This window comes from Bradyrhizobium sp. USDA3010, from assembly GCF_056429065.1.
Window position 1 is genome coordinate 23,808 of sequence record NZ_JBWJZD010000055.1, and the last position, 6,966, is coordinate 30,773.

Genomic DNA, 6,966 nt, shown 5'->3' on the forward strand with positions numbered 1-6,966 from the left:
AGGATGCACGGCCCGGCCGGTGGCCGTCGATCCTTCGAGGCTCGCAAGGGCTCGCACCTCAGGATGACGGATCTACATTCGCAAAACGTCTACCGCCGCTCCCGGAAAAACTCGCGCAGGAGGCGCGCGGACTCGGTCTCGCCGACTGCGCCGTAGACCTCCGGGACGTGGTGGCAGGTCGGCTGCGCGAAGAACCGCACGCCTGACTCGACCGCGCCGCCCTTGGGGTCGGCGGCGCCGTAGTACAGCCGGCGGATGCGGGCCAAGGAGATCGCGCCGGCGCACATGGTGCAGGGCTCCAGCGTCACGTAGAGGTCGCAATCGACCAGCCGTTCGGTGCCGATGGCCTCGGCGGCCTGCCGGATCGCCAGGACTTCCGCATGGGCGGTCGGATCGCGGTCGGTGAGAGTGCGATTGCTGGCGGTGGCGATGATCTCGTAACCCCGGACAATCACGCATCCGATCGGAACTTCGCCGGCTTTTCCGGCGTTTTCGGCCGTTTTCAGCGCCAAATCCATGAAAGAAGGGGCTGACATGCCTCGTATCATCGGAAGAAACCTGCTAGTAGCTTCGCCTTCAGCAAAAGTGGATGCCGGTTTTGCGTCAAATGCGCTGCCAACAGGGCGCGTACGCCCGGCTGCCCTTGCACCCCAATTGAACGTCCAGCGAGATTATTCATGCCCCGCGACAGCGACAAAAACAACGACTCCCGCGGCCGGCGTGATCGGCCCGGCGGTGGCAAGGGCCGCTCCGGTGCCGCCCGTGGACCGGACAAGAAATTTGCCAAGCGCGGCTTTGGCGACAAGAAGTTTGCCGGCAAGGGCGATGGCGAGAAGCGGCCCTATCGCGGCGATCGCGAGGACCGTCCGCCGCGCCGCGAGTTCGGCGACAAGCCGAGGTTCAACCGCGACGATCGCCCCCGTGGCGACCGGCCGTTCCGCGATCGGCCAGCGCGTGACGGCGATGGCGAGAAGCGCACCTTCAAGCCGCGCGAAGACCGGCCAAGATTTGATCGCGGCCGCGATGGCGAAAAGCGTTCGTTCAAGCCGCGCGAAGATCGCGGCGGCGAAAAGCGTCCCTACACGCCCCGTGGCGACCGCCCGAACTACAATCGCGACGACCGCGCGCCGCGGCGCGATCGCGATGACGCCCGTCCGGCGGGGCGGTCTTCCGATCGGAAGTTTGGCGACCGGAAGCCTTACGCGCCGCGCGAACGCGACGGCGAGAAGCGGCCCTATACGCCGCGTGGCGAGCGATCGTTCGGCGACCGTCCTTCGCGCGACGGCGACCGGCCCGCACGGAAATTCGGCGGCGACAGCAAGTTCAAGCGCGGTGCGGCGGATCGCGGCGGCGATCGCGGCCCGCGCAAGGACTTTGGCGACCGGCCGCCGCGCGGCGAGTCCAAGCCGTGGCAGAAGCGTGAGGGCGGCTCCGATCGTCCGGAGCGTGGTTCGCGTCCGTTCCGCGACGGCCCGCGCAATTTCGACAGGCCGCGCGACGATCGCGGCGGCGGCGAGCGGCCGCGGTTCTCGCGTTCCCGCGACGATCGCGAGCAGGGCGATCGCCACGAGCGGCCCAAGTTCGGCCGGCCGCGCTGGGATCGCAAGGACGACTCCGGGGGTCGTGACGAAGGAGCCGGCGATCGTCGCCGCGAGCGCCCCGAAGGCCGTACCGACTGGCAGGAGCATCCGCGCAGCGAAGGCCGTTTCGGTGATCGGCCGCGCCGCGAGAACGAGGACGATAGCAAGGTCTTTGCCAAGCGGCCGGCGTTCGGCGGTCGCGGTGCCTATCGCGAGCGCTCCTACGATGACCGCCGCGAGCGGCCCGAGCCGAAGCCGAAGAAGGCGGGCGAGCGCATCGCCAAGGTGCTGGCGCGCGCCGGCCTCGCCTCGCGCCGCGATGCCGAGGAGATCGTCACCCAGGGCCGCGTCACGGTCAACGGACGCGTGATCAACTCGCCGGCGCTCGATATCACCGAGAACGATGTCGTGGCGGTCGACGGCAAGCCGTTGCCGCCGCGCGAGCGGACGCGGCTGTTCATGTATCACAAGCCGCGCGGGCTGATGACGACGCATGCCGATCCAGAGGGACGGCCGACCGTGTTCGACAATCTGCCCGAGGGCCTGCCGCGGCTGATCTCGATCGGCCGGCTCGATTTCAACACCGAGGGCCTGCTGCTGCTCACCAATGACGGCGGCCTAGCGCGGACGCTGGAGCATCCCGACACCGGATGGCTGCGGCGCTACCGCGTGCGTGCGCATGGCGAGGTGACGCAGGGCCAGCTCGACCAGCTCAAGGACGGCGTCGAGGTCGACGGCGTCAAATACGGGCCGATCGACGCGACGCTGGAGCGCGACCAGAGCGCCAACGTCTGGGTGGTGTTCGCGATCCGCGAGGGCAAGAACCGCGAAGTGCGCAACGTGATGGCGCATCTCGGGCTCGAGGTGAACCGGCTGATCCGGATCTCCTACGGCCCGTTCCAGCTCGGCGAGCTCGAGGAGGGCAAGGTCGAGGAGGTCAAGACGCGGGTGCTGCGCGAGCAGCTCGGCGAGAAGATCGCCAAGGTCGCAGGTGCGGACTTCACGCGGCCGGAGCAGCGCGACGCCGCCGACGGCGACGATGCGCCCGCCAGGAAGCCGAAGCCCACCAAGCGCGAAACGATCAACGACCGCAAGGGCCGCCGCGTGCTGGTGCAACGCACCGGCAGCGAGGAAGCCCGCGCCCGCAACGAGGACGAGGCCAACGGCTACGGCCCGCCGCGCCGGCCCAAGCGCGGCTATCACGGCAAGCGCGATCTCACGCCGAAGGACGAGTAACGGTCGATGCGCGTCGTCGGGGGCAGGCTGAAGGGCCGCAATCTCGCGTCGCCGTCGGGCCGCGAGATCCGTCCGACCGCGGACCGCCTGCGCGAGTCCGTGTTCAATATCCTCGTCCACGCCTACGACAATCCGATCGAGGATGCGCGCGTGCTCGATCTGTTTGCCGGCACCGGCGCGCTCGGCATCGAGGCGGTGTCGCGCGGCGCGAAGTTCGCGCTGTTCGTCGACAACGGCGCCGAGGCGCGGGCGCTGCTGCGCAACAATGTCGAGACGCTCGGCCTTGGCGGGACGACCAAGGTCTATCGCCGCGATGCCACCGATCTCGGACCTGCGCATCCGGTCGAGCCGTTCTCGCTGGTGTTTCTCGATCCGCCCTACGGCAAGGGGCTCGCCGACAAGGCGCTGGCCTCGCTGCGCGACGGCGGCTGGCTGACGCCGGGCGCGCTGCTCGTGGTCGAGGAGGCGAAGGCCGCGGCATTCGCGGCGCCCGAAGGGTTCGAGGAGCTCGAGCGGCGCGCCTATGACGACACCGAGTTCGTGTTCCTTCGCGAAAAAGTGTAGGGGCGCATTGGTGTCAGCGTCATCCGCTGACTCTATGGTGGTTGCGCCTTCTCCACCCCAAGACTGATTCAACGCCGTTTGCGGATTGCGAACCATGGCCGACACTCTTGCCGGACTGGCCGGTCAGCTGGAGACGCACGTCAAGGCGTTGCGTCGTGCGGGTGATGACGCAGCGCTGCTTGCAGCCGCGCGCGATGCCGCCGATCAGATCGAGCGCGGTTGTGGCGCGCAGGATGGCGACGCGCGTGAAGCGCTCACGATGGTTCAGCGGTGGACGTTCAACGCCGCCGCCGATTGTTGGCCGGGCTGGAGCGTTTCCGACAAGCCGATCAGCCCGGATAATCTGCTCGCCGCGCGCGAGCTTGCAGAACGCTCGCTCGGGCTGGTGCGGACCCTGGAGCTCGGACCGTTGCGCGAGGCAACGGGCGTCTGGATGGTGGGAGCGTTCGATCTGGCGCTCGGTCGATACCACGAGGCCTCGCAGCTCTTCCGCGAGGCGCGGGAGCAGTATGTTGCAGCGAGCGCGCCCGGCCTCGTGCTGCTGACGGATGGCTATGCCGCGATCGTCCGGCAACTTGCAAAAGACCAGGCTTCATCCAGCGGTGAAAATCTCGATCAGGTCTGCACGCGGATCGCGGCAGGCGGGTACGAGGACGGCGACGAATGGATTGTGCAGCTTCGCACGGCGTTGCAGGTCTTCGCACGCAAGGATTCGTAGGATGCCCTGATCTGTCGTCCCTGCGAAGGCAGGGAGCGATAACCACGAAAGTGTGTTGAAAGCACGCTGGGGCCCCAGCCTTTGTCAAAGGAGGCATTCGTGGTTATGGGTCGCGCGGAGCCTGTCATCGGGCGGCGCTTTGCGCCGACCCGCTGGCTTGCCCGGGACGACGGGGATAGAGACTACCGCCGCCCGAACAGCTTCTCGATATCGGTCAGCTTCAATTCGACATAGGTCGGCCGGCCGTGGTTGCACTGGCCGGAGTTCGGCGTGTCTTCCATCTCGCGCAGCAGCGCGTTCATCTCTTCCGGCTTGAGGCGTCTCCCGGCGCGGACCGAGCCGTGGCAGGCCATGGTGGCGGCGACGTGCATCAGCCGGCGCTCCAGCGGCAGCGCCTCGTCCCACTCGGCCATATGTTCGGCGAGGTCGCGCAGCAGCCCGGCCGCATTGGCCTTGCCGAGCAGCGAGGGCGTCTCGCGCACCGCGACCGCGCCGGGGCCGAAGGACTCGATCGCGAGCCCGAACGATGCCAGCTCTTCGGCGCGATCGAGCAGCTTCTCGACGGTCGCCTCATCGAGCTCGACGATCTCGGGGATCAAGAGGATCTGCCGCTGCACGCCGTTCTTCGCCAGCGAGGCCTTCAGTCTCTCATAGACGATGCGCTCGTGCGCCGCGTGCTGGTCCACCACGATCAGACCGTCGCGGGTCTGCGAGACGATATAGGTCTCGTGGATCTGGGTGCGCGCGGCGCCGAGCGGCCGGTCGAGCAGATCGGGCGCGACCGCAGCCTCGAAGCGGACATCGGCGGTCGGCGTGCCGACGTCGAAGGTGGCCTGTCCAGGCTCGGTGAAGGCCGGCGCCGCCGCGCCTTCGAACGCGCGCAGCGGATTGACCGGATAGGACGGCGAGCCGCGCCAGTCCCAATTGCCCGGGCGCGGCGGCGTTAAGGCGGGGCGGAACGCCGAGAGCGCGGCGCCATCGGCGGTGTTGGCCGCGGTGCGCTTGCCCTCGCGCGCAAGGCCATCCTTCAGAGCGTGCACGATCAGCGCGCGCACCAGGCCGGCATTGCGAAAGCGCACCTCGGTCTTGGCCGGATGCACATTGGCGTCGACCTCCTGCGGGTCGCAGGTGACGAACAGCGCCACCACGGGATGGCGGTCGCGCGGCAGATAGTCGGAATAGGCCGCGCGCACGGCGCCGAGGATCAGCTTGTCGCGCACCGGGCGGCCGTTGACGAACAGATATTGCCCGAGCGCATTGGCGCGGGTCAGCGACGGCGCGGCGGCAAAGCCCTCGACCACGACGCCCTCGCGCTCGGCGCGCACCTCGATCGCGCTGGCGCGAAAGTCTGCGCCGAGGATATCGCCGAGCCGGGTCAGGCGGCCGGCCGCGCCGGGCAGCGCGGCGGCCCAGGTGACCGGCGCACGCTCTTCGCCGGCCAGCGTGAAGGCGATATCGGGCCGCGCCATGCCGAGACGCCGCACCACCTCGCGGATCGCCTCCGCCTCGGTGCGGTCGGTCTTGAGGAATTTCAGCCGTGCCGGCGTTGCGTAGAAGAGTTCGTTGACCTCGACGCGGGTGCCCTGGCCGAGCGCGGCGGGCATGACCTCCGACTTCTCGCCGCCCTCGACCGACAGCGACCAGGCATGCGGCTCGCTGGCATGGCGCGTGGTGATGCCGAGCTTCGCCACCGCGCCGATCGACGGCAGCGCCTCGCCGCGAAACCCGAGCGTGCGGATGCGCAACAGGTCTTCGTCGTCGAGCTTCGAGGTGGCGTGGCGATCGACCGCGAGCGCGAGGTCGGTGCGCGTCATGCCGCCGCCGTCGTCGGTGATGCCGATCCGCCGCCGCCCGCCGCCGTCGGTGAATACGTCGATCCGGCTCGCGCCGGCGTCGATCGCGTTCTCGACCAGTTCCTTGACGACGCTCGCAGGGCGTTCGACCACTTCGCCGGCGGCGATGCGGTTGACGAGCTGTTCTGGAAGCTGGCGGACGGGCATGGATTGAACGTTGGGAAAGCGATTCGAAGCTTGCGGTTACTATAAGTCGCCGCGCCGGCAAATGCATGGGAGGGCTGGGGCCATCACCTGCGCGTTGGGGATGATTCCGGCCTATCGCCTTGAAGACGCTCGTCTTCAGCGCTTGGCGCGTTACCCCCTACGTCGCGATTGTGGGGCCGCACGCACAGGTATATCGTTTAGAAAAATTATAAGTTCTCGCCGGAGGAACGCCATGTGCCATCTTTTCGCGCACCAGCCGCAGCGTGACTATGAATCGCAGACCAGATCGCTGCGGATCGACGGTCATTGCACCTCGATCCGGTTGGAAATGTCGTTCTGGGACACGCTCGAGGAGATCGCGGCCAAGGAAGGCATGAGCTTGGCCAAGTTCCTCACCACCCTGCACAACGAGGTGCTCGACCATCACGGCGAGGTGAACAATTTCGCGTCGCTGTTGCGGTGCTCCTGCCTGATCTACCGTGCCAGGGCGAATGCGCCGGCGGTCGCTTCGGATTATCGCGAGACGGCGGCGATCATGGATGCCGCGGAATAGCGTCGCGCCGACCCATCACACAGGAAGAAAAAGCGGCCTTGTCCTGTTGGGCAAGGCCGCTTCAGTGAGAGGGGAACTGGATTTTCTTGCTAGAGCTTCGGTCTTGTTGAATCAGAACCGAAGCTCCAGCTTCTTGTTTCGACGCGTTTTCTTCACGCGAACCGGTGCCCACTTCGCTCGAAAACGCTCTAGCCCGTCTTATTCATCAGCGGCTTGTTGAGAGGCTGGCGAGCGTGGCGTAAGCCGCTGAGGTGGCGTAGGATTCGGTTGCTGACACCCACCCTCCGCGCATCCGGGCCGCCACACTCGCCATGA

General features: G+C 67.6%; 6 protein-coding genes. 4 read left to right on the forward strand and 2 right to left on the reverse strand.

Annotated elements, in window-relative coordinates; translation table 11 throughout:
* Positions 1-89: 89 nt before the first annotated feature.
* Positions 90-548 carry a nucleoside deaminase gene (locus tag AC066Y_RS39700; RefSeq protein ID WP_173638554.1) on the reverse strand — a complete coding sequence of 153 codons (459 nt, stop codon included), beginning with the start codon at positions 546-548 and terminating at the stop codon, positions 90-92.
* Between the two features lie 129 nt (positions 549-677).
* On the opposite strand from AC066Y_RS39700, the gene AC066Y_RS39705 reads away from it, so the two are divergent.
* The 3 genes from AC066Y_RS39705 (at position 678) to AC066Y_RS39715 (ending at position 4,098) form a co-directional block, all read left to right on the forward strand.
* Positions 678-2,816, forward strand: a complete 2,139-nt coding sequence (locus tag AC066Y_RS39705; RefSeq protein ID WP_478278603.1) for a pseudouridine synthase — start codon at positions 678-680, stop codon at positions 2,814-2,816.
* Between the two features lie 6 nt (positions 2,817-2,822).
* Positions 2,823-3,380, forward strand: a complete 558-nt coding sequence (rsmD, locus tag AC066Y_RS39710) for a 16S rRNA (guanine(966)-N(2))-methyltransferase RsmD (RefSeq protein WP_478278604.1) — start codon at positions 2,823-2,825, stop codon at positions 3,378-3,380.
* Between the two features lie 94 nt (positions 3,381-3,474).
* The gene (locus AC066Y_RS39715) at positions 3,475-4,098 is read left to right on the forward strand and encodes a hypothetical protein (protein ID WP_478278605.1); all 624 of its coding nucleotides are present in this window, start codon (positions 3,475-3,477) and stop codon (positions 4,096-4,098) included.
* 182 nt (positions 4,099-4,280) lie between these two features.
* Here the strand turns inward: AC066Y_RS39715 and mutL are convergent, their stop codons facing one another.
* Positions 4,281-6,098 (reverse strand): DNA mismatch repair endonuclease MutL, encoded by a 1,818-nt coding sequence (mutL, locus tag AC066Y_RS39720; protein ID WP_478278606.1) that lies wholly within the window; start codon positions 6,096-6,098, stop codon positions 4,281-4,283.
* Between the two features lie 232 nt (positions 6,099-6,330).
* Here mutL and AC066Y_RS39725 point away from each other — a divergent pair, with 232 nt between their 5' ends.
* Positions 6,331-6,651 (forward strand): ribbon-helix-helix domain-containing protein, encoded by a 321-nt coding sequence (locus tag AC066Y_RS39725; RefSeq protein ID WP_092124081.1) that lies wholly within the window; start codon positions 6,331-6,333, stop codon positions 6,649-6,651.
* Positions 6,652-6,966 lie beyond the last annotated feature (315 nt).